Origin of the sequence: Deinococcus sp. NW-56 (genome assembly GCF_002953415.1) — a bacterium.
GTDB lineage: Bacteria > Deinococcota > Deinococci > Deinococcales > Deinococcaceae > Deinococcus.
Genome location: NZ_CP026516.1, coordinates 1885146 through 1907946, shown reverse-complemented (window position 1 = coordinate 1907946; position 22801 = coordinate 1885146). Strand labels below are relative to the sequence as shown.

Annotated in this window: 24 protein-coding genes; 18 read left to right on the top strand and 6 right to left on the bottom strand. The window is 71.7% G+C overall.

Annotated features, from left to right (window positions below; all coding sequences use genetic code 11):
* The first annotated feature begins 193 nt into the window (after positions 1-193).
* The 5 genes from C3K08_RS09575 to C3K08_RS09555 are packed head-to-tail and all read left to right on the top strand — an operon-like array spanning position 194 to position 5469.
* Positions 194-1492 carry a DUF4129 domain-containing protein gene (locus C3K08_RS09575; protein ID WP_104991101.1) on the top strand — a complete coding sequence of 433 codons (1299 nt, stop codon included), beginning with the start codon at positions 194-196 and terminating at the stop codon, positions 1490-1492.
* Between the two features lie 10 nt (positions 1493-1502).
* The gene (locus C3K08_RS09570) at positions 1503-3032 is read left to right on the top strand and encodes a DUF4129 domain-containing protein (RefSeq protein ID WP_104991100.1); all 1530 of its coding nucleotides are present in this window, start codon (positions 1503-1505) and stop codon (positions 3030-3032) included.
* Complete coding sequence (locus C3K08_RS09565; RefSeq protein ID WP_104991099.1) at positions 3029-4027, top strand: MoxR family ATPase; 999 nt, start codon at positions 3029-3031, stop codon at positions 4025-4027. Before C3K08_RS09570 ends, C3K08_RS09565 begins: the two co-directional genes overlap by 4 nt.
* A gap of 20 nt (positions 4028-4047) precedes the next feature.
* Positions 4048-5154 carry a DUF58 domain-containing protein gene (locus tag C3K08_RS09560; RefSeq protein WP_234009046.1) on the top strand — a complete coding sequence of 369 codons (1107 nt, stop codon included), beginning with the start codon at positions 4048-4050 and terminating at the stop codon, positions 5152-5154.
* Between the two features lie 54 nt (positions 5155-5208).
* Complete coding sequence (locus C3K08_RS09555) at positions 5209-5469, top strand: M-like protein (protein ID WP_104991097.1); 261 nt, start codon at positions 5209-5211, stop codon at positions 5467-5469.
* 51 nt (positions 5470-5520) lie between these two features.
* Here the strand turns inward: C3K08_RS09555 and mnmE are convergent, their stop codons facing one another.
* Positions 5521-6840, bottom strand: coding sequence for a tRNA uridine-5-carboxymethylaminomethyl(34) synthesis GTPase MnmE (gene mnmE / locus C3K08_RS09550; RefSeq protein WP_104991096.1), 1320 nt, complete (start codon positions 6838-6840; stop codon positions 5521-5523).
* 79 nt (positions 6841-6919) lie between these two features.
* Here mnmE and C3K08_RS09545 point away from each other — a divergent pair, with 79 nt between their 5' ends.
* Positions 6920-7618 carry an HAD family hydrolase gene (locus tag C3K08_RS09545; RefSeq protein ID WP_158679905.1) on the top strand — a complete coding sequence of 233 codons (699 nt, stop codon included), beginning with the start codon at positions 6920-6922 and terminating at the stop codon, positions 7616-7618.
* A 1-nt stretch (position 7619) separates the two neighbouring features.
* On the opposite strand, the gene C3K08_RS09540 is transcribed toward C3K08_RS09545, so the two are convergent.
* Positions 7620-8237: a DUF4258 domain-containing protein gene (locus tag C3K08_RS09540; RefSeq protein ID WP_104991095.1), complete on the bottom strand. Its 618-nt coding sequence runs from the start codon at positions 8235-8237 to the stop codon at positions 7620-7622.
* Positions 8238-8504: 267 nt separating this feature from the next.
* On the opposite strand from C3K08_RS09540, the gene C3K08_RS09535 reads away from it, so the two are divergent.
* The 3 genes from C3K08_RS09535 to C3K08_RS09525 all read left to right on the top strand — a co-directional run bounded on the left by C3K08_RS09535 (position 8505) and on the right by C3K08_RS09525 (position 10468).
* Positions 8505-9368 (top strand): GNAT family N-acetyltransferase, encoded by an 864-nt coding sequence (locus C3K08_RS09535; RefSeq protein ID WP_104991094.1) that lies wholly within the window; start codon positions 8505-8507, stop codon positions 9366-9368.
* Between the two features lie 167 nt (positions 9369-9535).
* Positions 9536-10012 (top strand): hypothetical protein, encoded by a 477-nt coding sequence (locus C3K08_RS09530; protein WP_158679904.1) that lies wholly within the window; start codon positions 9536-9538, stop codon positions 10010-10012.
* Positions 10013-10150: 138 nt separating this feature from the next.
* Entirely contained in the window at positions 10151-10468 is a 318-nt protein-coding gene (locus tag C3K08_RS09525) for a hypothetical protein (RefSeq protein WP_104991092.1), read from the top strand.
* 55 nt (positions 10469-10523) lie between these two features.
* On the opposite strand, the gene C3K08_RS09520 is transcribed toward C3K08_RS09525, so the two are convergent.
* The gene (locus C3K08_RS09520) at positions 10524-11135 is read right to left on the bottom strand and encodes a DUF305 domain-containing protein (protein ID WP_104991091.1); all 612 of its coding nucleotides are present in this window, start codon (positions 11133-11135) and stop codon (positions 10524-10526) included.
* 73 nt (positions 11136-11208) lie between these two features.
* Between C3K08_RS09520 and C3K08_RS09515 the strand changes: the two genes are divergently transcribed.
* Genes C3K08_RS09515 through C3K08_RS09495 form a run of 5 tightly spaced genes read left to right on the top strand, consistent with a single transcriptional unit; the run spans position 11209 to position 17043 of the window.
* Positions 11209-12312 carry a mechanosensitive ion channel family protein gene (locus tag C3K08_RS09515; RefSeq protein ID WP_104991090.1) on the top strand — a complete coding sequence of 368 codons (1104 nt, stop codon included), beginning with the start codon at positions 11209-11211 and terminating at the stop codon, positions 12310-12312.
* Positions 12302-13096 (top strand): YdcF family protein, encoded by a 795-nt coding sequence (locus tag C3K08_RS09510; RefSeq protein ID WP_104991089.1) that lies wholly within the window; start codon positions 12302-12304, stop codon positions 13094-13096. The genes C3K08_RS09515 and C3K08_RS09510 overlap by 11 nt, the downstream gene beginning before the upstream one ends.
* Positions 13097-13149: 53 nt before the next feature.
* The gene (trmFO, locus tag C3K08_RS09505) at positions 13150-14553 is read left to right on the top strand and encodes a methylenetetrahydrofolate--tRNA-(uracil(54)-C(5))-methyltransferase (FADH(2)-oxidizing) TrmFO (RefSeq protein WP_104991088.1); all 1404 of its coding nucleotides are present in this window, start codon (positions 13150-13152) and stop codon (positions 14551-14553) included.
* 49 nt (positions 14554-14602) lie between these two features.
* Positions 14603-15934 carry a UDP-N-acetylmuramoyl-L-alanine--D-glutamate ligase gene (gene murD, locus C3K08_RS09500; protein WP_234009045.1) on the top strand — a complete coding sequence of 444 codons (1332 nt, stop codon included), beginning with the start codon at positions 14603-14605 and terminating at the stop codon, positions 15932-15934.
* On the top strand, positions 15931-17043 hold the full coding sequence (locus tag C3K08_RS09495; protein ID WP_104991087.1) for an FtsW/RodA/SpoVE family cell cycle protein: 1113 nt from the start codon (positions 15931-15933) through the stop codon (positions 17041-17043). The genes murD and C3K08_RS09495 overlap by 4 nt, the downstream gene beginning before the upstream one ends.
* A gap of 53 nt (positions 17044-17096) precedes the next feature.
* Here the strand turns inward: C3K08_RS09495 and C3K08_RS09490 are convergent, their stop codons facing one another.
* Positions 17097-17672, bottom strand: a complete 576-nt coding sequence (locus C3K08_RS09490; protein ID WP_104991086.1) for an antibiotic biosynthesis monooxygenase — start codon at positions 17670-17672, stop codon at positions 17097-17099.
* A gap of 99 nt (positions 17673-17771) precedes the next feature.
* Positions 17772-18869 carry a redox-regulated ATPase YchF gene (gene ychF, locus C3K08_RS09485; protein WP_104992012.1) on the bottom strand — a complete coding sequence of 366 codons (1098 nt, stop codon included), beginning with the start codon at positions 18867-18869 and terminating at the stop codon, positions 17772-17774.
* Positions 18870-19024: 155 nt separating this feature from the next.
* On the opposite strand from ychF, the gene C3K08_RS09480 reads away from it, so the two are divergent.
* Positions 19025-19717, top strand: a complete 693-nt coding sequence (locus tag C3K08_RS09480) for a phosphatase PAP2 family protein (RefSeq protein WP_104991085.1) — start codon at positions 19025-19027, stop codon at positions 19715-19717.
* 177 nt (positions 19718-19894) lie between these two features.
* Here the strand turns inward: C3K08_RS09480 and C3K08_RS09475 are convergent, their stop codons facing one another.
* Complete coding sequence (locus tag C3K08_RS09475; protein WP_104991084.1) at positions 19895-20455, bottom strand: DUF2231 domain-containing protein; 561 nt, start codon at positions 20453-20455, stop codon at positions 19895-19897.
* A 122-nt stretch (positions 20456-20577) separates the two neighbouring features.
* Here C3K08_RS09475 and C3K08_RS09470 point away from each other — a divergent pair, with 122 nt between their 5' ends.
* The 3 genes from C3K08_RS09470 to C3K08_RS09460 all read left to right on the top strand — a co-directional run bounded on the left by C3K08_RS09470 (position 20578) and on the right by C3K08_RS09460 (position 22774).
* Entirely contained in the window at positions 20578-21249 is a 672-nt protein-coding gene (locus C3K08_RS09470) for a YitT family protein (RefSeq protein ID WP_104991083.1), read from the top strand.
* A 36-nt stretch (positions 21250-21285) separates the two neighbouring features.
* Positions 21286-22284, top strand: coding sequence for an MBL fold metallo-hydrolase (locus tag C3K08_RS09465; protein WP_104991082.1), 999 nt, complete (start codon positions 21286-21288; stop codon positions 22282-22284).
* Positions 22285-22360: 76 nt separating this feature from the next.
* Positions 22361-22774 carry a globin gene (locus C3K08_RS09460; RefSeq protein WP_104991081.1) on the top strand — a complete coding sequence of 138 codons (414 nt, stop codon included), beginning with the start codon at positions 22361-22363 and terminating at the stop codon, positions 22772-22774.
* Positions 22775-22801 lie beyond the last annotated feature (27 nt).

Here is a 22801-nt window from a genome sequence, read left to right as displayed (position 1 = left end):
GGCCCCCGTCCCTGTGGCGGGGGCTTTTGCTGTAGGCCGCACAAGGGCCGCAAAGTGGCAGGCAGACCAGGGACGGCGGTGTTACGATGGGGACATCACTGCATGCGGCCGCCGCTCAGGACCATCGGCGCGGGGGCTCACATAGGGAAAGAGGCCGCGCCTCTTCCACCTTCCCACCCCCCGGAGGCCACCCATGACGCTGACCGCCGATCTCTCCGACTCGCCCGCCCGTCGGCCCTACCGTTCGTGGCTGCTGCTTGCCGCGCCGCTGGTGGGGTTGGCGTGGTGGCCGCTGTGGGCGGTGGTTGGGGCCGTGGGGATCGTGGGGCTGGCCCGGCGGTGGGCGTGGCTGCGGGGGATGCGCCTGCTGGCCCTGCTGCTGCTGGGTACCCTGGGAGAACTGCCCTCCTGGGTGTGGGTGGACATCCCAGACGGGGCTAGGGCGTGGCAGGTTGCCGATGCCCGGTTGCAGGCCGTGCAGGGCAGCCTGCCGCTGCTGCTGGGCCTGGCGGTGCTGCACGTCGCGCTCTGGGCGCTGGAGGGCGGAACACGCCGTCTGGGGGCGGCGCTGCTGTTGCTGCTGCTGCTGGGGTCGGCGCTGTTCGGGGCCGGGGAGCCCTGGGCGCTGGTGGGGGGCGTGCTGTGTTTCTTCGTCGCCGTCGCCGGGGGGCCGGGCCAGGAAGACCGCGCCCTGCAACCCCTGAACGGGAAGGGGAAGGCGTTGCGGCGGCTGGGCCTCACCGCCCTGGGTCTGGGCGTCCTGCTCGCGGCCCTGAGCCTGCCGCTGCCGACGCAGAGTGACCGCAATGGTCAGAGCGGGACTCCGAGCTGGATTGTGCAGGCGGTGGCGGCTCTGGTGACCGGCCACGCCGAAGGCTGGAGGGCGTCCGGTCGGGGCGAGGCGTGCCGAAATGAAATTGGTTGCAGCACGAGCAAGCTGGGAGAAGTTGGCCGGAAGCTGGGTGCTGAGCCTGCAGGGGACACCGGGGAAGCCGAACAGGAGGCTGCCCAGCAGCAGGCCCCCACGCGCCAATCCATTCCCAGCGTGACCTCGTCGGTCTTGGGCGGCGCGGTGGCCCTGGGGCTCGCGCTGGCCGTAACTTTGGGCTGGCTGGCCTGGCGGTGGTGGCGCTCTCGACTACGGCCGGGCCGCTCTTTGATCGTCGCGGAAGCCCTGGTCACAGTCCCTTCTGATTCCAGCCACCCGCACCGGGTTCGGTGGGCCTACCGCTCTGCGCTGGCCTCCCTCGCGCGGGTAGGCCTGGGCCGTGCTCCAGATGAGACGCCCGCCGAACACGCGGCGCGGGTGTCGGAGACGCTGCCCGAAGTGGCTGAGGCGCTGGGTGATTTGCTGGCTGTCTATGCTCCGGTCCGCTACGGCCTCTCGCCCTCCGAGGAGGGCGCGGAGCAGGCCGAGGCGGCGGCCCGCACGGTGGCCCGGCTGGCCCGCCCTAGGTCTGCACCCGGCGCGGCCGGTCCCGCGCTAGGCTGAGGCTCTCCGAATGACGACTCTTCCTGTTCCTCCCGCCCGGCGGCCCCTGCGCCTCGACCGCTCGTGGCTGCTGCTCGCCGCGCCCTTCGTGGCGGCCTCGTGGCTGCCGTGGTGGGGGGTGCTGGCCTTTTTCGGGGTGCTGCTGCTGATCCGCCTTGACCAGGCCGCCGAGATTGTGCGAGTGCCGCTGCTGCTGTCAGCCGCGTGCCTCACCGCGCTGCCGTTGCTGGCCGGGGTGGGGGACGGGGGTGGCAACGCGATCGGCGCGATTCTGGCCTACGCCGCCCTCTTCCTGCCGGTGGTGCTGACGGCGGCGCTGCTGCACATCGGCCTGAGTCATCTGGAAGTGGGCCGCCCCGCGGGGGCCGTGTGGCTCGCCCTGCTGCTGCTGCCGGGGGTGCTGGGCCTGGCCCCCAGTCCCGTGTTCGGTCTCCCGGCGGGGCTGGGGCTGGGCCTGCTCGCGCTGCTGCTGTGTGCCCTGGGGTCCACCGGGCGCGAGGAGCGCCCCGCCCGCCGCCTGACGGGATCAGGCCGCGCCGTGTGGAATGCGGCGCTGATCGGTGGCGTGCTCGCGGGTCTGCTCGCGCTGGGCACGCTGGCGCTGGGACCGCAGCCTCAGCCCACGTTCTCGCTGGAGGGGGGGGCGGCGACCGAGCAGCAGGGGGCAGCTCCGGTGGGCAGTTCGGAGTCCATCTCGGAAGGAACGGTCGTGCGGAAACGCGCACCCAGCGGACCCCTCCCGGCCGAGGCCGTGCAGACGGGCGTGCAGCTTCCCGGTGCCGACCTCGTGCTGCTGGGCGGGATGCTGCTCCTCATGTCGGTGATCTTCCTGCTGTGGCGACTGCCCAAGCGCGTGGTGGACGGGCCGCGCCGCCTCCACTGGTGGGAGGTCGCGGCGGTGGCCGGAATGCTGCTGCTCGGGGCCATGCTGCTGTTCTACGGCATGACGGCTGGCAGCTCGGGTGGGCCGGGGGCGGCGCCGTCTGCACCCGCAGGAGAGGGTGGAATGGGAACGGGAGAGACGACGGGCGAGTCCGCGCCGGGTTGGGGCTTGGCGTTTGCTTCCTGGTTCAACCGCATTGCCTTCGCGTCCGCCGTCTTCCTCTCCATCGCCATCCTGTTTCTGGCCTGGAAGCTGCGCCGCTCTCCCGAGGAGGAGGGGGACGACGGCGAGAAGGGCGAGGACGGTGCCGCCCCCACCGCCCACCCCGAAGCCCTGCACCGGGTCCGGCTGGCCTACCGCTCGGCGCAGGCGGCGCTGGGCACGGCAGGACTGGGGCGCGGCCCCTCCGAGACGCCCGCCGAGCATGCGGCCCGCGCCAGCCTGAACCTCCCCGACCTCGCCGCCCCGCTGGGCACGCTGGTCACTGCCTACGCCCCGGTGCGCTACGGCGGCCGCGTGACCGACGAGGATGCCGACCGGGCCGAAGCCGCCGCCCGTGACATCGCCGCCCTCAGCGCCGAGTACCGCCCGCTGAACTTGCCCGACGCCCCCACCGATTCCGCCATCCACACAGCATCCTCCCAGGAGACCCCATGACCCACGCTGACCTGCCGACCCCGCCCGCCGACCTCGCCGCCGTGGGAAGATTCGCCCGCGCTGTGGGAGACAACGTGGCCCGCGTCCTCGTGGGCAAGGAGGGGGTCACCAGTCTGACCCTCGCCGGGATTCTGACTGGGGGGCACATCCTGCTCGAAGACGCGCCCGGCACCGGCAAGACGATGCTAGCCCGTGCCCTCGCCGCCAGCCTGGGCCTGACCTTCCGCCGGGTGCAGTTCACGCCCGACCTGCTGCCCAGCGACGTGACCGGGGTCAGCGTGTACCGCCCGGCGACCGGGACCTTCGAGTTCGTGCCCGGCCCGATCTTCACCGGCCTGCTGCTCGCCGACGAGATCAACCGCGCGACCCCCAAGACCCAGTCGGCGCTGCTGGAGGCGATGGGGGAGGGGCAGGTCACCGAGTCCGGCGTGACCCACCGCCTGCCGCAGCCCTTCGTGGTGATCGCCACCCAGAACCCGGTCGAGCACGAGGGCACCTACCGATTGCCCGAAGCGCAGCTCGACCGCTTCCTGCTCAAGCTGTCGGTAGGCTATCCCTCCTTGGAGGAGGAGGTGCAGATGCTGGGCCGCCTCCAGGGAGCGCACCCCATCGACACGCTGGGGTCGGTGAGCACGCCGGAAGACCTCCTCGCAGCGCGGGCGGCAGTCAAGGCGGTGCGCGTGTCGGACGAGCTGCGGCGCTACGCGGCGGCCCTGACCGCCCGCACCCGTTCGCACCCGCAGGTCGCGCTGGGCGGCGGTCCCCGCGCCAGCCTCGCCCTGCAAGGGGTGGCGCAGGCACTCGCGGCGCTCGACGGCCGGGCCTTCGTGGTGCCCGACGACATCAAGGCGGCGGCCCCGGCGGTCCTCGCCCACCGCCTCAGCCTGCGGATCGAGGCGCGGCTGGCCGGAACGCCCCCCGAGAGCGTCGTCGCGGACGTGCTGCGGGCCGAGCCGGTCCCGGCGGATCCGGCCCAGGCGGCGGGGGCGGTCTGAACCTCGCGGCGCTGGGGCTGGTGCTCGCCGCGCTGGGGCTGGGCGTGGCGCTGGCGTGGTTCCTGGGACGCAAGCCGCCCACCGTCCGGCTGACCCGCGAGTTCCCCGGTCAGGGCTTCGAGGGCACGCGCGTGCCTTACCGGGTCCGCATCGAGATCGACACCCGGCGGCCCCTGCGCGTCATGGTGGAAGACCCCACGCCCCTCTCGGTGGTGTCCAGCGAGGTGCTCACGGCGGGCGGGCTGACGCTGGGGCAGACGGTGACCGAACTCGACGGCTCGCTGCTGCTCAACCGCCGGGGCGAGTACGCGTGGCCGGGCGGCACCCTGCGCTGGGCCGATCCGCTGGGGTTGTTCTGGCGCTCGGTGCCGCTGAACGTGCCCGCTGGCATCGAGGTCTATCCCGGCACGCACGGGCTGGTGCTGCCCGACCTGCTGCGCCCCCTGCTCAGCGAGGGCCAGCTCTCGCGCACGCTGGGCCTCGAAGACCCCATCAGCTTGCGCGGAGCGCGGCCCTACGTGTCGGGTGACCCGCCGGGCCGGGTGCACTGGCGGCTCTCGGCCCGCAGCGGCGACCTCACCGTGCGCGAACTCGACCGCACGGCCGCGAGCAGCCTGACCGTCTTCGTGGACACCTCCGGCACCGACGTGTACGTGAACAGCGCCGTGCGGCTGGCGAGCAGTCTGATTCAGGAGGCGTTGGCGTTGGACCTCCCCGTCAGCGTGGCGACTCCCGCCGGGGCCACGCCGGGCGGGCGGACTCCGGAGGCGCTGCGGGCGGCGCTGCGGCTGCTGGCGCGGCTGGAACCCCAGGACCCCCGCGTGGTGGGCACGCCCCTCGTCATTCCGCCCATCCGCGCGGGGGGCAACCTGATCGTGCTGACCCAGAAAGCGCCTCCCGAACTCGTCGAGCAGGCGATGAAGGCGCGGGCGAGTGCCAGCCGGGTCGCCATCGTCGCCATTCCGGAGGGCTTCTACCTCGAACCCGGCGAGAACCCCCGCCGCCAGTGGGTCGGTGCGCCCGACACCGTACGCGATCTGGAACGCCGCGCCGGGATTCTGGCGGAGGTGGGCGTGCTGGTGTTCGTGCTGCGCGGCAACCAGAGCGTGCTGCGGTTGGGGGCCTGAATCGCTAAAGGGAGCCTCAGCCCGCGCCCGTAAGTGCCCTGCTAGCGTAACTCCATGACCGGACCTGATGACCGTACCAACGACGTGCCCCAGACGGAAGGCGAGATCAGCAACGTGGACCTCCAGTTCATGGGCCGCACCGACGAGCGCCGCGACGCCCTCAAGGAGGCCCGCGCCGAGGCCCGCAACGCCGACGAGTTCGAGGAACGCGGCCTGGACAAGCAGGACGTGGCCTCGCAGGGCAGCATGATCGCCAGCGACCCCGCCAGCACCATCCCCGGCGACGAGACCTCCGAGGACACCGAGCAGGACTGAGCGTCCAGTCCCCCAGCACCCGGCCTGAGCGCCGGGTGTTCTGCGGTGGGGCTACTTCCCCACGCAGAAGTTCCGGAACACCGCGTCCACCACGTCTTCCGACACGTCGCGGCCCGTGAGTTCGGCCAGCGCCCGCAACGCCTCTTCCAGCTCATATCCGGCGAGGTCGTCGGGGAGAGTTCGGGCGGCCTGGATGTGCGCCAGCGCCCGCCGGGCGGCGTCGGCCTGGCGCTCGGTGGTGAGCCACGCCTCGCCCCGCGCCGCGTCCCCGAGGAGGGCAGCGTGGATGGCCTCCCGCAATTCGGGCAGGCCCGCGCCCGTCACGGCGCTCACCGCCAGTGCTCCGGCGTCCTCCCAGGCGGCAGGCAGGTCGGCCTTCGTTCGCACGCGGATCACCCGTGCCCCCGGCGGCAGGTCCACCGGCAGTGCCTCGCGGGGCAGACTGCCGTCCTCCAGCGCCAGCACGAGGTCGGCCCCCTGCGCGAGGCTGACCGCCTGACGCACGCCCGCGGCCTCCACCTCGTCGGCCGTCTCGCGCAGGCCCGCCGTGTCCACCAGGGTCACGGGCACTCCGGCCAGCGAGAGTTGCGCCTCCAGATAGTCGCGGGTGGTGCCGGGAATGGGCGTCACGATGGAGCGCTCGTAGCCCAGCAGGGCGTTCAGCAGGCTGCTCTTGCCCGCGTTGGGGCGCCCGATCAGCGCCAGCCGTGCCCCCCGCGTGGCGACCTGCCCGGCGCGGGCCGTGGCGACGAGGGCGGCGAGGTCGGCCTCGGCCTGCGCGAGCGGCGCGGCTCGTTCCTCCTCGGGCACGCCCTCTTCGGGGTAGTCCAGCATCGCCTGAATCGCGGCCAGGGTCTGGGTCAGAGCCGCCGCGATGCGGTCCACCCGGTCCCCGAGCGCTCCCGACAGCCCCAGCGCCGCCTGCCGCCGCGCGGTGTCGGTGCCCGCGTTCACGAGGTCCAGCACCGCCTCGGCCTGCGCCAGATCGAGCCGCCCGGCGAGGTAGGCCCGCAGGGTGAATTCACCGGGTCGGGCGGGCCGTGCCCCGAGGTCCAGCGCCCGCGCGAGCAGCCGCGAGAGCACCGCCGGGCTGCCGTGTGTCTGGAACTCGGCCACGTCCTCGCCCGTGTACGAATGCGGCCCCCGGAAGACGAGGCACAGGCCGTCGTCCAGCCGTTCGCCCCCCTCCGCCACGAATTCCCCATACAGGAAGCGCCCGCCCCGCGTGCGGCTGGGCTGCCCGCGCCCCTGGAAGAGACCGTCGGCCACCCGCAGGGCGTCCGGTCCACTCACCCGCACGATGCCCACCCCCGCGTGGCCGGGAGCGGTGGCGATGGCGGCGATGGTGTCCGAGAGGCCGAGGCGGGTCACGGGGGAGAGGGTAGCAGGGGAGAGGAGGAACGCAGAAACCTTCGTCACCAAGTGGGGCGGCTCCCATACACTCCCAGCCGTGACCCCCCCCTCCGATGTGCGGGCTGTCCTCTTTGATTTTGACGGCACACTGACCGACTACGTCACGGCAGACACGGCCGCGCTGGAGGCGCTCCGGCAACTTGCCTGTGCGCATGTCCCGCAGGGTGAGTTCGTCCAGTGCGCGGTGAACGAGATCATGGCCTTTCATGCGCGGGTGGAAGCGGGGGAGAGTGACCCCCTCCGGATGGATCACGAGCGGCTCACCCGGACGCTGGCAGCCTACGGCGTGAGCTGCACGGATGACCATCTGGCGCACTTTGCCGCCGCCCTGCTGCGGGAAACGGTGTCCTCACCCGGAGCGGTGGAGTTGCTGACCGCTTTGCACGCCCGTGGCCTGCGCCTGGGCCTCCTGACCAATGCTTACGATGGTCCCAGCCAGCGATGCAGGCTCTCGGCCTGCTTCCCGGACGGCCCCTTTGAAGCGGTCGTGGTGGCAGGAGAGGTCGGTGCCCTCAAGCCGGACCCCCGCCCATTTCATGCCCTGCTGGACAGCATGAACGTGAAACCGGAGGAGGCCGTATATATCGGCGACTCCCCCAGTCATGACGTGTGCGGCGCGGTGGCGGTGGGCCTGCGGGCGATCCTCATTCACCCACATCCGCGCCTGCGAGAAAGGGCGCTGGCCTTGGGGGCGTTCGCGGCTGTTCCTGATCTCGCCAGCCTCCTGCCTGCCTGACCTACGCCCCCTTCTTCCACTTCCCCTTGCTGCGGTTGCCCGGCTTGTTCCCCGGCGTCGCCGTGCGCGTCCGGATTCTCTCGTCGTCGTAGCGCAGCATCACGGCGAGGCGGGCGCGGGAGATGATGTGGTGCGGCTGCTTGGGCACGAAGGCGGTCACCACGTCGAGGTAGCCGTCGTGGGCGTGTTCCACCACCACGTGCAGCGGCAGGGCCACCCCGCAAGCCTCGAAATAGCCGCACACCAGCCAGCGGCGGTCCTCCGGGTACACGGCCCGCACCCGCCCGGCCACAAGTACCTGAATGATGTCGTGTTCCAGAAACCCCTCGGCGCGGGCGTGCCCGATGGCGTGGGGGCAGAGGTGATACTTGCCGTCATACACGGCGTCGCGCAGCCGGGCGTGGGCACGCGAGAGGCTGTGCTCGCTGGTGTCTACTCCGGCCAGGTCCACCTCCCGCTGGGGCTTAACGGGTTTGAGGCGCAGGTTCTCGGGCCGGGCGGGGGGCGGCGTCGGGGCGCGGCGGGCGGCCTTTTCCGCGCGGGCGAGCTGGGCACGCAGGGAGAGCAGGTCGGTTCCTCCCGTCTGGGAGCGCGATTTGGAGTCGGGGGATTTGGTCATGGGGGCAACCTCCCGTCAGCCTTCCAGAGTCAGGGGCCTGACCTCTGCGCCCCCCAAAACGAAAAAATCCCCGTCCACACGTCTGGCGTGTTGGTGGGGAAGGAAGGCGTCGTACCCTGCTTCAGGGCATAGCCGGAGCATAGCACGCGCGGGCCGGGGCGCGGGGTGAGGGGCCGGGCAGACGTGAGCGGCGCCACTTTCTAGGCTGAGCGTCATCTCCACCGTCCGGTCCCGGCCCCCCGTCTTCTGCCCCCCGGAGGTCTTTCCATGATTCGCCCCATGCAAGCGACCGATGCCCCCGACGTCCTGGCCCTGCTGACCTGGATGGACGACGCCCCCGAGCGCGAGGTCTTCGCGCCCGACGCCCGCGACGAGCATGAGCTGCGCGGCGAGTGCGAGGACCGGGTGTGTCTGGTGGCCGAGGGCCTCGACGGGGCGGTGGAGGCCTACTGCGGCCTCGCCCCCTTCCGTGACGGCTTGGTGCTGGAAGGCCCACTGGGGAGCGGCGAGCTGCACGGCCTGCTCGCGCGGGCGGTGGAGCGGGCCGACGGGCTGCCGGTGTACGCCTTTGCCGCCCGCGACAACCTCGCCGCGCGGGAGGCTCTGGAGGCGTGCAGCTTCACGCCCATGCACACCACCGATTTCTATACGGCGCGGGTGCCTGACCTCGCCCGGCAGGCCCGCGTGCCGGAGGGTTACGCGGCGACCGACCACCTCACGCCCGCCGCCTACCGCGCCCTGTACCGCGCCGCCGAGGACGGTTGGTCCGAGCGCCTCGACTGGACCGACGCCGACTTGCAGGCCCATTTTGCCCGCGACGACGTGCGGCTGGTGGTCCTGACGCGCGGCGGGCAGCCTGTGGGCTTCGCCGAGCTGGAACTGAACCCCGAAGCCTCGCGGGCCGACCTGACCTACCTCGCCGTGCACCCCGCCGAGCGTGGCCAGCGGCTGGGCCGGGTGCTGCTGGCGCTGGCCGCCGCCGAGGCCGCCGCCTCCCCCGAACTGCGCCACCTCCGCGCCCGCGCCCACGACCACGCCCGCCCCGCCCGTGCCCTGTACGCCCACGCGGGCCTGACCCACTGCCGCTCGGTGGTGACGTACCTGCGCGACGACACGGAGGGGGAGGCGTAGGCCCTAGACTTGTTCCCCGAGCAGGTGTCCGGCATCGGTTCCCCGCAGTGACGTGGCGATCCGGGCACGCCGTCCTCACGGCCAGTCCGGTACCCTGAGGGATGCCAGGTCACGTTTTGGGAGCCATGCTGGGTGCCTTTGGTGGGCTCTGCTTCATTCTGTTCAATGTGGGTGTCTTTCCCAGCGCCCTGGCCTGGAGCCTGCGCGGTCTGGGCGTGCTTGCCTTCGTCCTGACGCTCTCGCGGCTGCGCCGACCGGGGGCGCTCCCGGCCCCCCGGCGACCAGACGCGGCGAGTTGGCGTACCTATCAGGTGAGCGTGCTGCTGATGGTGCTGGCTCTATCGGTGGGTGCCCGGCTGCTGACGCTGGCAGGCCAGGCGCCGCTGGTGGTGCTGTGGGTGGTGTTCGCTGTTGGCGCACACTTCTATCCGTTTGCTCAGGCGTTTGGCGCAGCGGTGTTCCGGCAGCTCGCGTTCATGATGGTGGGCACGGCCGCGCTGTTCGCCAGCCTGTTCGCCCTGGGATGGGAAGCAGCCCCTGCGGTGGGAGCCGTGGTCGCCGGCGCCGTCATGCTGTGGTACAGCGCTGGACTGGGTCAGCCGCCGGGTGCGCAGCCGGATACGGCCTCTGGTGCACGAGGTTGACGTGTGCACCTGAAACCTCCGAGTGAACTTGCAAGGTCGCCGGATAGACCGAGCGGGAGAAAGTGTGGAGGTTGTGGTCGCGGGCCACGCGCCTTCCCCCACATTCCCCCCGTCCCACCTCCTCTAGCCTGACCCCCTATGGGCAAACGCGACCGCCAAGGCCCCCGGCCCGCCTCCGTGACGCTGCGCGACCTGCCCGGCACCCGGCTGATGTTCTGGGTCGTGGACGAGTGCCCCTACTGCGCGGGGCGGCACCTGCACCCGGCGGGCAACCTCCGCACCGCCGACCCCGGCGAGCGATTGGGCGAGCAGCCCGCCCCCTGTGATCCCACGCGCACCTACGAGTTGCAGCTTCCTCCCCGCCCCAAGAAGAAGTCGGGCAAGCAGGCCCGCCGCAAGGAACGCCGGGAGGGACGGGGGTCGGGGCTGGATGAGCTGAGCTGGGACGACGAGTAGGGAAAAGGGGAGACGGACGCGGGAAAGTTACCTCCGCGTCCGTCCCGTCTGGCCCTCAGTGCCCCTCGTGCCCCCCGCCTTCAGCCGCTTCGGGTGGGGGCGGCAGGGACTCCCCGCGCTGGCGCAGCAGGTCTTCCATCAGGCGAATCTCGCCGCCCTGGGCCGCCTGAATCTGCCGGGCGAGGGTACGGACCTCCGGGCGAATCCCGTCCCCGAGGGCGGGTTCCACCATCGCCAGCGCCCCCTGGTGGTGGCGAATCATCAGCCGCAGGAAATGGGCCTCGGCGTCACGCACGGGCAGGGTGTCAATCTGGTTCAGCTCCTCCGGGGTCGCCATGCCCATCATGCGGGCGTGTTCGGCGCTCATGCCCTCGCCGCCCCACGGCAGGCCCCAGAGGGTCAGCCAGCCGCGCATCTGCCCGATCTGCTCCTGCTGCGAGAGCACGATGTCGAGGGTCAGCGAACGCAGGGTGCGGTCGTCGGTGCGCTCGCGCAAGCGGGTCGCCATGTCCACCGCCTGCGCGTGGTGCTGGGTCATCTCACGCACAAAGCGCACCTCCGGGCTGCTCTCGGCTGGGGTGCCGGAGCGCGAGGTCAGCGCCAGCGCGACGGCCAGCAGCGCGGCGGCCAGGGCGAGTGCGGCGAGGAGGGCGGGTCGGCGGGTCATGGCCGGGAGTATAGGGAGGGGGTCCGGGGGCGGTGGTCCCCGGCGGTTTTCCCTGGCCCGGTACACTCCCCCCATGACCGGCGACGTGAACACCTCGCAATTGCTGGGGTTGGACGCGCTGTGGGCGGCGCTGCTGGACACCTGGCGCGAGGTGGAGCGGGCGCTGGCCGCCTACGGCGCGAACGCCTTGATCGCCCTGGGCCTGGTGCTGGTCTACGCCCTGGTCTTCCGGCTGGCGTCGCGGGCGGGGCAGGTCCTGGTGCGGCGGCTGGTCCGGACGGACGCGCAGGCGACGGCCGGGCACCTCGTCCGCACGGTGCTGCGCCTGACCTTCGGGCTGCTGGTGGTGCTGTCGGTGGGGGCGCTGTTTCCGGGACTGTCGAACTGGAGCCGCCCGGTCTTCCGGACCTACCTGCTGCTGCTGCTGCTGTTCGTGGGCTGGAGCGTGGTGTCGCACCTGTTGCGGGTGGAGGCCGACCGCCTCGACCTCGACGCCAGCCTGCGGCTGCTGGCCCGCAACCTCACGCGGGCGGTGTGGGTGCTGCTGGGCGTGTACCTCGTGTCGGCGCAGTTCGGCATCGACCTGCTGCCCATCCTGGGCGGCCTGGGGGTGGCGGGGCTGGCGGTGGGCTTCGCCGCGCAGGACATCCTCGCCAACCTGATCAGCGGGGTCACGCTGCTGCTCGACCGCCCCTTCCGCATCGGGGACTGGATCCGCACCGAGAACCACGAGGGCCAGGTCGCCAGCCTGACCCTGCGGACCACCCGGCTGCGCACCCGCGACGGCGAGTACGTCAGCATCCCCAACAAGGACGTGGCGGGCGCGGTCGTCGAGAACCTGACGGTGGGCGGGCGGCTGCGGCTCAACATCCCGCTGGGCGTCGCCTACGAGGGTGGCGTGGAGCGGGCGCGGGCGGTGTTGATGCCCGTTCTCCAGACCTTTCCCGGCGTGCTCGACGACCCTCCACCCGTGGTCCTCGTGCAGGAACTGGAGGAGAGCCGGGTGCGGCTGCTGCTGCGCTTCTGGATCGACGCGGAGGAGGTAGCGAGCTACCCCGTGACCCGGATGCGCGTGCTGGAGGCTGCCCGCGCCGCCCTGGACGCGGCGGGCCTGGAGGTGGCCTATCCCCGGATGCGGGTGCAGCTCGACCCGGTCCCGGAGGCGCATGGCGACTGAGCGCGGGCGGGGGGTGCTGGAGGGAGCGGCCATCGGCGCGGCCCTGGCGGTCCTGGCCGCCTACCTGGGTGAGATTCGCGGCACGGTCCCGCTGCTGCTCGCGCTGGTGCTGGGGGGTGGGGTGGCGGGAGCTTTCGCCCCGTCGCGGCGGGGGCTGCGGGTGGGGTCGGGCGTCGTGGCCGCCGTCTTTGCCGCGTGCCTGCTGACCCCGGTGCTCCGCGCTCCCCTTGCCGGGCTGGTGCTCTCGCAGCCCCCCGTCCGCGCCGACGCGGTCGTGGTGCTGGGAGCGGGGGTGCAGTGCGGGACGGGCACGCTGGACCCCCACAGCCTCGCGCGGCTGGTGCGCGGGCTGGAGCTGTGGCGGGCCGGGTACGCGCCCCGGCTCACCGTCTCGGAGCAGTCTGACCTCCTCGGCCCGACGAGCTGCCCCCGCCAGAGCGACCTCCAACGCGCCCACATCCGCGCCCTGTACCCGCAGGGCGGCCCGGAGATCGTCACCCTGCGCCGCGTGACGACCACCCGCGACGAGGCCGCCCGTGTCCGCGACCTCGCCCGCGAGCGGGGGTGGCGGCGGGTCCTCGTGGTGACTTCTCCCAGCCACTCCCGCCGGGCGACTCGCCTGATCGCCTCGGGCGGGGTGGAGGCCGTCAGCGTGCCCGCCGGGGAGACGCGCTTTGACATGACGCTGCCGCTGCCGTCTGACCGCCTCGCGGCCCTGCGGACGCTGCTGTACGAGGGGCTCTCGCGGGTCAAAGCGGCGGTGGGGGGCACGCCGGAGCGCTGAATGTTGCCGCCGCGCACCGCGCCGCGAGGCCCGCTCGCCTACACTGCGCCCCGATGACCGCTTCTTCCCCCACCATCACCGTCGTCGGCGCCGGGCTCGCGGGCTCGGAGGCCGCACTCGCGGCGGCCCGCCTCGGCGTGCGGGTGCGCCTGTTCGAGATGCGCCCGGTCAAGATGACCCCCGCGCACCGCACCGGCAACTTCGCCGAACTCGTCTGCTCCACGTCGCTGGGCGGCGAGGGCGAGATGCAGGCCAAAGGACTCCTGCAAGCCGAACTGCGCTCGGTGGGCGGAGCCATCGTGGGGGCGGCCGACCAGAGCCGCGTTCCGGCAGGCAACGCCCTCGCCGTGGACCGCGACGAGTTCAGCGCCCGCGTGACCCAGGCGGTGCGCGGGCACCCCCTCATCGAGGTCGTGCCCGGTGAGATTGAGGCTGTCCCGGAAGGCATCGCGGTGATCGCCACCGGGCCGCTGACCTCGGACGCCCTCGCCGCCGACCTGATGCGCCTGACCGGCAGCGAGCGCCTGAGCTTCTACGACGCCGCCGCGCCCGTGATCGCCTTTGACAGCATCAACCTGGGCGTGGCGTGGCGGGCCGGGCGCTACGAGCAGAGCGCGGACTACATCAACTGCCCCTTCACCAAGGAGGAGTACCTGCGCTTTTTCGGGGCGCTGGAGCAGGCCCGTGCCCACACCCCCCACGACTGGGAAAAGCTCGAATTCTTCGAGGGCTGCATGCCCATCGAGGAGATCGCCCGCCGGGGGGTGGACACCCCGCGCTTTGGCCCGATGTCGCCCAAGGGCCTGGATGACCCCCGCACCGGGCGCTGGCCCTACGCGGTCGCCCAGCTGCGCCAGGAGGACCGCGAGGGCCGGATGTGGTCGCTCGTCGGCTTCCAGACCGGCCTGAAGTGGGGGGATCAGAAGGCGGTCGTCCAGCTTATCCCCGGCCTGGAAAACGCCGAGATCGTCCGCTACGGGGTGATGCACCGCAACACGTATCTCTGCGCCCCGGAGGTGCTGGACTCGACCCTCCAGCTTCGGGCCGACGGGAAGAAGTTCGTCGCGGGGGTGCTCGCGGGCACCGAGGGGTATCTGGAATCCGCCGCGACGGGGTGGCTGGCGGGCACGAACGCGGCGCGGCTCGCGCTGGGCCTCGCGCCGCTGACGCCACCCGCCGAGTCCATGCTGGGGGGCCTGACGCGCTACCTCGCCTCCGCCAACCCCAAGGGCTTCCAGCCCATGAACGTGAACTGGGCGCTGGTGCCCGAACTCCCCGCCCCCGAGCCGGGGCCGAGCGGCAAGGTCCGCAAACTGGGCAAGCGCGAGAAGCGCCCGCCGATGTTCCGCCGGGGCCTCGCGGCCTTTATGACCTGGGCAGGGGAGGAGGCGGGCCTGAGCGTGACGCCGCCCGCCGTGCCCCAGCCGGAGGAAGACGCCCTGCCCGTGCTGCGCTGAGGCCGTGGGATTCACCCCTCCATGTCACCGGCTGTCCTATGGTAAGGGCGTGACGGAGCGCGGGGGACGGAGTGGGGGCGGCGAACGAATCTTGATCTACGGGCTGGGCCGCAGCGGGCGCGGCGTGGCCCGGTTTCTGGGCCGTGAGGGGCGGCAGGCCGAGTGGCACGACGCCCGGCCGGGGGCCGAGGACGAGGCCCTGATGGGTGAACTGAGCTTCAGGCGGGGGGACGTGGCGGGCACCTACGACACGGTGGTCGCCGCACCGGGGGTGCCCATCGACCATCCCGACCTCCTCGCGCTCGCGGAGCGCGGGGCGGAGGTCATCGGGGAAGTCGTGCTGGCGGCCCGCGCCCGCCCCACACTGCCGATGGTGGGCGTGACGGGCACGGCGGGCAAGGGTGGCACGACGGTGCTGATCGCCCACTTGCTGCGCGGCCAGGGGGTCGGCGCCCGTGAGGGCGGCAACATCGACCCTCCTCTCCTCGACGTGGTGGACGACGCCGAGGTCGCGGTGGTCGAGCTGTCGAGCTTTCAACTGGAGCGGGTGCCTGGCCTGCGCCTGCCTGTCGCGGTGATCACCAACCTCGGCGTGGACCACCTCGACCGCCACCGCACGGTGGAGGCCTACCACGCGGCCAAGCGGAACATCACGGCAGGGCAGACGGGGGAGGACGTGCTCGTCGTCCCGGCGGGGCTGGACGTGCCGGCGCGGGCGCAGGTGCGGCCCTTCACCCCTGGGCGCCTGAGCCTCGCGGACGGGCGGGAGGTGCTGGCCGCCTCCGAGCTGCCCGAGGGCCTGCACCCCGCCAACGCCGCCGCCGCCCTCCTCGCTGCCGAGGCGCTGCTCTCGCGGCTGGGCCGCCCGGTGGACGCGCCCGCGCTGGCCGACTCGCTGCGGGCCGCCCAGCCCGTCGCCGGACGCTTCGAGACGGTCGCCCGCGTGGGCAACGTCCGCTTCGTGGACGACTCCATCGCCACCCGGACGCTCGCGGTGCAGGCCGCGCTGGAACGCTCGGTGCCGCCCGTCGCGTGGTTGGTAGGCGGGCGCGACAAGGGGGCCGACCTCGCTCCCCTGCGGGAGGCGGCGCGGGGCCGGGTCACCCGCGTGATCGCCTTCGGGGAAGACGGCGAGGCGCTCGCCCGTGGGCTGGACCTTCCCTATGAGGTCGTGCGGGGCGAGACGGGCGAGGCCACCCTGCGGGCGGCGGCGGCGGCGGGACTCGCGGCGCTGGGCGGTCCCGGCGGGTCTGGCACCGTGCTGCTCGCGCCCGTGGGCACCAGCTTTGACAGCTTCCGCGACTACCGCGAGCGGGGCCTGACCTTCGCGCGGGTGGCCCGTGAACTAGCGGGGGCGGCCCAGCCGGAGGGACAGGCATGAGTCTGCAACTCGTGATGGCGCAGGTCATCTTGCTGACGCTGGGGCTGATCGGGGTGGCGACGGCCTCCCCGGAAAAGATTCTGGACCACGGGGTCAAGGCGCTGATCGCGCTCGCGGCGACCTTTCTGGTGGCGCGGCTGCGGCCCCGCTTCTTCCTGAAGCTGGCCCCCTATTTCTGGGGCTTCACGCTGGTGCTGTTGGTGCTGACCCTCTTTATCGGGCAGGGGGCGGCGGGCAGCGAGGGGGTCAAGCGCTGGCTGGAGTTCGGACCGATTCGCTTTCAGCCGTCCGAACTCGCCAAGCTGGGGCTGGTGCTGCAACTGGCGTCCTTTTTCTCGCGGCGGGGCGTGCAGAACAAGCTGATCAGCGCCACAGGGATGATCGTCTTCACGACGCTGCTGATCATTCTGGAACCCGACCTGGGCACCTCGGTGCTGACCTTTGGCCTCGGCATCATCCTGATGTACGCCGCCGGGGTCCGCATCACCAACATCAGCGGCTTCGTGCTGGCGCTGGGGCTGCTGAGCCTGCCCTTCCTCAACAAGTATCTGGAGACGCACCCCTATATCCTCGAACGCTTTTTCGGCCACGTGAACCGTGAGGAGACGGCGGAGGTGGGCCTGGATCAGATCGGCAAGGCCCACCGCGACCTCAACTTCGGCGGGCTGTGGGGGCAGGGTCCGGATGGGCCACGCTACTCGTACTTTGCCGACGACACCGACCTGATCGTGGCGACGGTGGGCTACTCCACCGGGCTGCTGGGCGTGGCGATGCTCTTTTTCGCCTACTGGCTCATCGTGGCCACTGCCTTGCAAGTCTCGCAGCTCGCCACCCGCGTGCGCCCCATGACCCCCGAGATCCACGGCGCGACCATCCTCGCCACGGGCGCGATGTTCATGGTGGTGGGGCAGGCCTTCGTGAATCTGGCGGTCGCGGCGGGCCTCTTTCCGGTGACCGGGGTGCCGCTTCCCCTGGTGAGCTACGGCTTTTCCTCCATGCTCACCATGAGCCTCGCTCTGGGCGTCATCCACAGCGCCATGCGCGAGGTGCGCCGCCAATTGCCCGCCGGAGAGGACTCGCCCGACGTGGTGGCGGTCCCGGCGGACTGACCCCGGAACGCAGGAAGGCCCCGGCAGAACGCTGGGGCCTTTTCTATGTCGGCTTACCTCCGGGGATACAGCCATCCGCGCAGCCCCCGCGAGAGCAGCGGCAGCACCGGCCAGTTCAGGAAGACGGTCGCCAGAAACGCCGACGGCAGAATCGCCGCCCACCACGGCCAGCCCTGCACCAGCGGGTGCGAGAGCCACGTGAACAGCAGAATCAGCGGGTAGACCCCCACGAAGCCCACCAGCACGTTTTTCCAGAGGGGCGGGGCTCCGGTCGTGCGGGTGGGGCGGTCGAACCACGCCTCCAGCCCCACCGACTCGCGGTAGTCCACCTCGCCCGCCGTGAACTCGGGCAGCCGGGCCAGGGCCGAGCGGTAGGCTTCCGACTCCCGCCACGCCGCGAGCGCTTCCGGCGAGGCGAAGCGCAGCAGCGTCATGTATTCCGGCGTGCCGCCGCTCTCGCCCCGCAGGACGTGAACTCCCACGAAGCCGGGCTGCTGCCCCAGCCGCCCGTGCAGCTCCCGCGCCCACGCCTCGTAGTCCGCCACCCGCGCGGGCCGCACGAGTTCGGTGACGACGAGGGTGACGCCCTGGGGCGCCTCGGGACTGGGGGTGGGGGAGGGGGTCGTCATGGGGGAAGCACTGTAGCGCAGAGAGGACGGAGGGCCGAACGCACGAGGCGGAAGGCTGGGACCCCCCAGTGCCCTTCCGCCTCGTGCTGGCCGTTCGGTTTACATGTTGTGCAGCACGTTCATGATGTCGCCGTCCTGCATCACGTACTCCTTGCCCTCGGTGCGGACCCAGCCCTTGCTCTTGGCATTCGCCCAGCCGCCCGCCTCGACCATCTTCTGCCACTCGATGACCTCGGCGCGGATAAAGCCGCGTTCGAGGTCGGAGTGAATCTCCCCGGCAGCTTCGGGCGCCTTCTCCCCCCGGCGGATGGTCCAGGCCCGCACTTCCTTTTCGCCGGAAGTGATGAAGGTGATCAGGCCCAGCGTCTCGTACCCGACTTTGACGAGCTGGTCGAGGCCGCTTTCCTCCACGCCGAGGTCAGCCAGGAACTCGCGGGCCTCGTCCTCCGGCATCTCGGCGAGTTCGCCCTCGATCTGGGCGCTGATTTTGACGACCGAGGCCCCCTCGCGGGCAGCGTATTCGCGCACCTGCTGCACGTACGCGTTGTCCTCCCCCAGGTCGTCCTCGCCCACATTCGCCACGTAGATCACGGGCTTGGTGGTGATCAGGCCGAATTCCTTGGGAATCCTGCCCTCGTAGCGGCCCGCGCGGGCGGGTTTCCCCTCGCCCAGCACGGCCAGAATCTGCTCGGCGAGTTCGGCCTGCTCGCGGGCCTCCTTGTCGCCGCCCTTGGCCTTTTTCTGGAGGTTCGCCAGCCGCTTTTCCAGCCCGGCGAGGTCGGCGAGGATCAGCTCGGTGTTGATCGTCTCGATATCGTCAATGGGATCGACCTTCCCGGCCACGTGGACCACGTTGCCGTCCTCGAAGCAGCGCACGACGTGGGCGATGGCGTCCACCTCGCGGATGTTCGCCAGGAACTGGTTGCCCAGGCCCTCGCCCTGACTGGCCCCCTTGACCAGCCCGGCGATGTCCACGAACTCGACAAAGGTGGGGATGATGGGCGGCACCCGGTCGCCCTTGGTAAAGACCTTGCTCAGGGCGGCGAGGCGCTCGTCGGGCACGGTCACCCGGCCCACGTTGGGTTCGATGGTGGCGAAGGGGTAGTTGGCGGCGAGCGCTCCGGCCCGCGTGATGGCGTTAAACAGGGTGCTTTTGCCGACGTTCGGCAGCCCGACGATTCCGATGGCGAGTCCCACAGTGTCCTCCTTGACTCCGCGCAGGCGCGGCAACCCGGACAGTGTAGGGGACCGGGGCCGGGACGGTGCGGCAGTGCCCGCCTGGCGGGGATGAACACTTGCCCACTGCTGCCTGGACCCGCTGCCGAGCGGGGGAGGGTAGCGTGGGCGGATTCATGACCCCGGCCCCTTCCACCTCTGGCCCCCTGAGACACCTTCTCGCCTTTGTCCGGGCGCACTGGCGCAGGCTGCTGCTGCTGTTTTTCGGGCTGCTGGTGCCCCTGCTGATCTTCGTCTCCATCGCGGAGGACGTCTTCGACAAGGAGCCCTTTGCCTTCGAGGAACCGCTGATGCGCGCGCTGCACGCGGGGCAGTCGCCTCTGCTCGACCACGTGGCCGCCACCTTCTCACTGCTGGGGAGTGCGCGGGGCATGGTGCCCGTGACGCTGGTGCTGGTCTTTCTCTTCTACCGGCTGCGGCACCGGCTGGGGTACTTCTTGGCTCTGGGCCTGGGCGGCGTGGCGCTGATCAACGTGCTGCTCAAAAACGTCTTCGACCGGCCCCGGCCCGCCTTCTGGACCCCGATCCTTCCTGAACCCGACTATTCCTTTCCCAGCGGGCACGCGATGTTCGCCTCGGCGCTGGCGACCTCGCTGCTGGTGCTGCTGTGGCCGACGCGCTGGCGGGTTCCGGCGCTGATTCTGGGTGGCCTGTACGTGCTGGGAATGATGTGGTCGCGCGTGTATATCGGCGTTCACTACCCGACCGACGTGCTGGGCGGGGCGCTGTTCTCGCTGGCGTGGGTGGTCGCGCTGACGCGGGTGCTGCGAATTCACCCGGCCTTTCCGGTGCGGTCCCGCGAGGAGTAATCGGGTCGCCGTCCACTCGGTGACCGAAGCGGCGCTGTCCCGGCCCCTGCCCGGTGCCTGCCCGCCGTGCTGCGCCGCCTGACAAGTCCGCCCAGGCTGAAGGCACGGTTCACCCGGAATGCGGGAGGAGGGGCAATCCAGTGCGGTGCCCCCTCTGCCTTGGCCCGGTCCCCCGCCTCAGCCTTGCGGGTGCGCCAGCGTCTTGCCCACGCCGAGGCCGTGGCGGTAGACGAGCTGTCCACCCAGGAAGCCCCCCAGCCCCGCCAGCCCCAGCGCCGTGCCCGACAGCACCTTGCCCAGCCGCCGCTTGTGGCGCTTGCGGGCCAGCAGCGAGGCCACGTTGAGGAGGAAGGCCACCTCGTTCACCGTGCCGTGAATCAGGCCGGTGCGCCGCGCCTCGCCGCGCGTGTTCGCCCAGTCGGTCCACCCGGCGGCGATGGCGGCCACCGAACCCACCGTGCCCAGCAGCAGCGCCCGGTCGGCGGCGGCCTCGTTCTCCGGCGAGCCTCCCGGCAGGAAGTCCAGCAGTCCCGCCACGATCCACCCTCCCAGCGGCAGGTGAATCAGGATGGGGTGGAGGGGGTGGCCCAGCGGCTCCCCGTGCAGCACGGCCTCCACCGAGTCGGGCAGGGCGTCCAGCAGCTCGCGCACCTTGGGCTGCAACGTGTCGGCCAGGGCTTCCAGCCGGTCGTGCTGGCTGAGGGTGTCCTCGAAGCGGTCGTTGATCTGCGAGTCCATAGGCGAAACCTCCGTCTCTCCGATTGTGTCCCCTGGGGCGGGGGACGCAGGGGAGGGTTAAGCGAGGCTCTGCGCCCGACTCGCCTTGGGCCGGGTGGGAGCCGGGTGCTACCTTCGCCCCCATGCCCCGCCCCGCGCCCCTCGCCGCCGCCACGCGCCTGCCCACGCCGGGGCGCTACGGCCTGCTGGTCTTTGGCCTGGCCCTGTACGGCCTCGCCCTGCGGCTGATGGTGGACGCGCGGGTGGGCGTGGCCCCGTGGGAAGCCCTTCACCTCGGGGTGACGCGGCACCTCCCGCTGACGCTGGGCACGGTCAGCATCCTGACCGGCGTGGGGATCGTGGCGTTCACGGCGCTCTTCCTGCGCGAGCGGATCGGGCCGGGGACCGTGCTGAACGTGCTGGTGATCGGCCTCTTCTTGGACCTGTTGGCGCCGCTGGTGCCCGACCCCTCCGGCTTCCTGGCCCGCTGGGTGCAGTTCGGCCTCGGCGTCGGCCTGTTGGGACTGGCGACGGGCACCTACGTCGCGGCGGGGTTGGGGGCCGGGCCGCGTGACGGGCTGGTGCTGGGCCTCAGCCGCCGCACGGGCTGGGACGTGGCGCGGGTGCGCGGGGGGATTGAGCTGGTCGTGCTGGCGCTGGGGTGGCTGCTGGGTGGGCTGGTGGGCTGGGGCACCCTGGCCTTCGCGCTGGCGAGCGGCCCGGCGATGCGGGCGGGGCTGGGGCTGTATGGGCTGGGGCGAACTCCCCAGCCTTCCGCAGCAGAACCTACACATTCGGTGGGCGAGACCGTTTAACGTCAAAGGGTCATACCCCACTCCGGAGGTTGCCCTATGAGCGATTCGAGCCGTCCGTCCGACGCCCCCGCCCGGCCCCTGAACCGCCGCGACACCCTGCGCCTGCTGGGCGCGGCGGGGCTGGTCACTGCCGCCGCCCCGCTGGTCCGCGCCCAGACCGCCCCCGCGACACCTGCCCAGGCTCCCGCCGGACCCCTCAATGGCAACGGCTTCTACCGCCAGCGCATCGGGGACATGACCGCCACCGTCGTCAGTGACGGCACCGCACCCCTCGCCGCCGTGCTGCCGACCTGGGGGGCCAACCCGGACCGTCAGGCCGAGTTCGCTGCGACCCTGGCCGAGTACTCCGTTCCCGCCACGAACACGGTCAACCACTTCAATCCGGTCGTGCTGGAGGTCGGCGGGCGGCGGGTGCTGATCGACACCGGGCGCGGGGGGACGGGCGGGCAACTGGTCGCCAACCTGGGGCGGGCCGGAATCGACCCGGCGAGCATCGACACCGTGTTCATCACCCACGGGCACGGGGACCATATCGGTGGCCTGACCACAAATGGGCAGCCGACCTTCCCCAGCGCCCGGCACGTGATGGGCTCGGCCGAGTTCCAGTTCTGGACCACCCAGCAGAGCCCCAACGCGGCGGTGCAGGCGGGGCTGATCGGCCTGCGCGACCGCTTCACGCTGATCCAGCCCGGCGCGGAAATCGTCCCTGGCGTTACGGCCGTCGCCACGCCGGGGCACACCCTGGGGCACCTCAGCGTGCGGGCGGGGAGCGGCAACGCGGGCCTGATGGTCTTCGGGGACGCGGCGGGGCACTTCCTGCTCTCGCTGCGGCACCGGGGCGCGTACATCGGCTTTGACACGGACGGACCGCTCGCCGCCCGCACCCGCCAGCGTATCTTCAACGAGGCGGTGGAGGAGGGGCTGTGGGTCACGGGCTACCACTTCCCCTTCCACGCGATTGGGCACCTGCGCCGTCAGGGCCTCCGGCTGCTCGGCAGCTACGAGTTCGAACCGGCCGTGTGGCAGTGGAGCTGAGCGGTTAAGCAGGGGGGCGGGGGCAAGCGGCTCCCGCCTTTCCTTTTGGTCCCTGGCCCCGCGCTACCCTCCCCCCATGACCGCACCCCTCTCCATCACCCAGGGCGGCTCCCTCTACGACCGCATCGGGCCAGAGGCGCTCGCCTCGCTGGTGCGGCGCTTTTACACCCACGTCGCCCGCGACCCCGACCTCGCACCGATCTTTCCCGACGACCTGACGCACACGGCAGAAAAGCAGTTTGCCTTCCTGTCGGGCTTTCTGGGTGGGCCGCCCCTCTACCACCAGCGCTACGGGCACCCCCGGCTGCGGGCGCGGCACCTCCCCTTCGAGATCACGCCGACGCGGGGCCGGGCGTGGCTCGCCTGCATGAACGCGGCGCTGCGCGAAACGCCCGAGATCGGGGAGGCCGAGGCGCGGGAACTGTACGCGGCGCTTTCGCGGGTAGCGGTCCATATGGTCAACGCGCCGGACACGTCCGCCCCGAATTGACTAGCAGGGTCACGGACGGCCCAGGGG